The sequence below is a fragment of the Paraburkholderia panacisoli genome, assembly GCF_008369935.1.
Classification (GTDB): Bacteria; Pseudomonadota; Gammaproteobacteria; order Burkholderiales; family Burkholderiaceae; genus Paraburkholderia; species Paraburkholderia panacisoli.
Map to the genome: position 1 here is coordinate 1 of NZ_VTUZ01000119.1, position 2689 is coordinate 2689.

Below are 2689 nucleotides of genomic sequence, written 5' to 3' on the forward strand. Positions count from 1 at the left end.
GTTCAACGCGCGGCACAGCGAGCGGTTTCACTTCCACTTCACCCCTTTGCACGCGAGCTGGGTGAACCAGATCGAACTGTGGTTTGCGGCCTATACGCGCCGTGTGCTGCGTCACGCCAGTCACCTCAGCACTGCGCATCTGCGCGAGCGTACAGCGCATTTCATCCGCCAGCGCAATCAGACGGCGCGCCCCTTCAGATGGACTTTCCGGGGCTACCCGTTGCAAACTGGCGCATCCTGAACCGGAGCGCTCATGCCTGCCTTACCCGCGAAACATCATGCAAGCGAACTGCAGCGTCAACTGCGCGCCCTGCTGGGTCACGACCAGATCGTCACACAGGCTTACGGGCGTCATCTGCTGATCAAACGCCTGGACGATCAGGAGCCGACCGTTGTGGCACGCCTAAGTGAACTCAGCCGCAATCGTTATGGTGCGGCCTTTCGTAGCCATAGCGGGCGATGGGAACCTCTGCCAGGCTCAGGTTCACTCGACGAGATGGCTCAGGTAGTCGTCACGCTCCTGCAACCTTATTTGCAGCCAGACAATTATTAAACCTATTTGAGGGATGTTGTACTAGTTCCTGAATCCAGCGTTGCGCGACGATTCATCCCGACAAGTCGGGGTCAGATAAAAAGTTAGTTGATTGTTGATTCAGGCGGGTGACAGCGGGTGATTCTTCTCGAGTGCAACTCAACGGTGCACCGGGCTGCGGTGAGGTATCGAAGATGCAACAGCCGGCGGCCGAAGTCGGTACGCTGCCGTACCGGCATCGGGGTGAAAAGGCGGGCAGTGAGGAATTCGGCATGGTTCCGGTGCATCATGGCGATGCGTGCCCTCTACCGTACCTGCATCCAACTGACACTCATCCGCCATCATGCCGATTAACTATCTTCGAGGATTCGCCAGCCCGCACCGGACCGCCGTGACCAATCGGCGTCTCGGGCGCTGGCTCGCGTTCGTTGCCGGCGCGGCCAACGCGGGCGGCTTTTTGGCAGTCGGACAGTACACGTCGCACATGACCGGCATCGTGTCGTCGCTGGCCGACAATCTCGCGCTTGGCGATATCGGCCTTGTCGTGGCGGGGCTCAGTTCACTCGTTGCATTTCTCACCGGTGCCGCCACGTCGGCGATCCTGATCAACTGGGGACGGCGCCGGCACGCGCAAAGCGTGTATGCGATGCCGTTGTTGCTGGAGGCGACGTTGCTGCTGGGCTTCGGGTTGCTCGGCTCGAATCTGGAACATCACCGGCTCCTGTTCGTGTCCGCCACGGTAGGCGTGCTTTGCTTCGTGATGGGTCTTCAGAACGCGATCATCACCAAGATTTCGAAAGCTGAAATCCGTACGACCCATGTGACAGGCCTGGTTACTGACATCGGTATCGAACTGGGAAAGCTGGTCTACTGGAACGCGCCAGATTCACGAGCGCCACGCGTGCGCGCGGATCGCCAGAAACTTGCGCTGCTGGCGTCACTGCTTGGGATGTTCATCGTGGGCGGCGTGACGGGCGCGTTGGGATTCAAGCACATGGGTTTTATCGCAACGTTGCCGCTCGCTGCCGTGCTTTTCACACTCGCCTTCGTGCCGTTGCTGGACGGGATGCGCGGGGCCAGTCATGTTGATAAATGATGCGATAGGGTTGTTTTTACTGGTCTGAACGTTACCGTACAGACTTACCGTATTGCACACGAGACCGTGGCATTTCAACCAGTGTGTGTCCGCGATCTTCCGATCGCTTCCACGAGGCAGGCGTTTGGCGAAGCGCTGGTCATTGGCGCCGTACAAAGGGTGTTTCGGTGTCGCCACGCGACAGGTTCACCCTCCCGTTTCGCCAGTTCCTCGCGGCCTGTTGGCCGTGAGATGGCACGCTCAGGCTGCCGATCGTCAAGCAGCACGGGGCCATTTTCGACGGCGCGCGAGCGTGAGGACGAGCCGTTGAAGCTGGCTTCACGCGTTGAATATGCGTAGCCGGAAGCAGCGCGGCTTCCTGACCGACTGCGAGGAAAGTGAAACATGCAGCACGAACATCATCGAAACGGGAATCATCTGCACGCGGTGTTCTCCGACGCGGAGTGGGCACGAATAGCCCCGCATCTGGTGTCGGTGGACATGCCGCTGGGACAGGTCGTGTATGAGTCCGGAGACCGCCTCACTCACGTCTATTTCCCGGCGACCTCCATCGTCTCGCTGCTGTACGTGATGGAAGACGGTGCATCGGCTGAAATCGCGATGCTCCGCAACGAAGGGCTCATCGGCATTGCGCTCTTCATGGGCGGCGAAACGACCCCGAGCAGAACGGTCGAGCAGAGCGCAGAGCTGGCGTATCAACTGGATGCTCGCCTGCTGAAGGAGGAATTCCGCGGCGCCGGTCCGGTTCAGCGGCTGCTGCTGCGCTATACGCAAGCGCTGATCACACAGATGGCGCAGACAGCGGTGTGCAACCGGCATCATTCGATCGATCAGCAGCTATGCCGCTGGCTGCTTCTCAGCCTGGACCGCTTGCCGTCGAACGAGCTTAAGATGACGCAGGATCTGATCGCCAACTTGCTCGGCGTGAGGAGACCTGGGGTCACGGAAGCGGCGATGAAACGGTGACGACTTTGCTTCGCTCTACGGCAATGCTGAGGCAACTGCGCATCACGTAGTCGATACCAGCAGGGGCGGACGCTCTCAATTAGCGCATCCACTTC

Annotated in this window: 2 protein-coding genes and 2 pseudogenes; all 4 read left to right on the forward strand. The window is 59.7% G+C overall.

Annotated features, from left to right (window positions below):
• A pseudogene (locus FVF58_RS50770) lies at positions 1–241 on the forward strand (IS630 family transposase); the annotation flags it as partial.
• Positions 242–253: 12 nt separating this feature from the next.
• Entirely contained in the window at positions 254–553 is a 300-nt protein-coding gene (locus tag FVF58_RS50775) for a hypothetical protein (protein ID WP_149676955.1), read from the forward strand.
• Positions 554–875: 322 nt separating this feature from the next.
• The gene (locus FVF58_RS50780; protein WP_149676956.1) at positions 876–1628 is read left to right on the forward strand and encodes a YoaK family protein; all 753 of its coding nucleotides are present in this window, start codon (positions 876–878) and stop codon (positions 1626–1628) included.
• Between the two features lie 384 nt (positions 1629–2012).
• Positions 2013–2588, forward strand: a pseudogene (locus FVF58_RS50785) (Crp/Fnr family transcriptional regulator); the annotation flags it as partial.
• Between the last annotated feature and the right edge of the window lie 101 nt (positions 2589–2689).

Excerpts from the sequence above, each read along its gene's own strand:
- FVF58_RS50780 (WP_149676956.1), top strand. The coding sequence starts at position 876 with ATGCCGATTAACTATCTTCGAGGATTCGCCAGCCCGCACCGGACCGCC.
- FVF58_RS50775 (WP_149676955.1), top strand. The coding sequence starts at position 254 with ATGCCTGCCTTACCCGCGAAACATCATGCAAGCGAACTGCAGCGTCAA.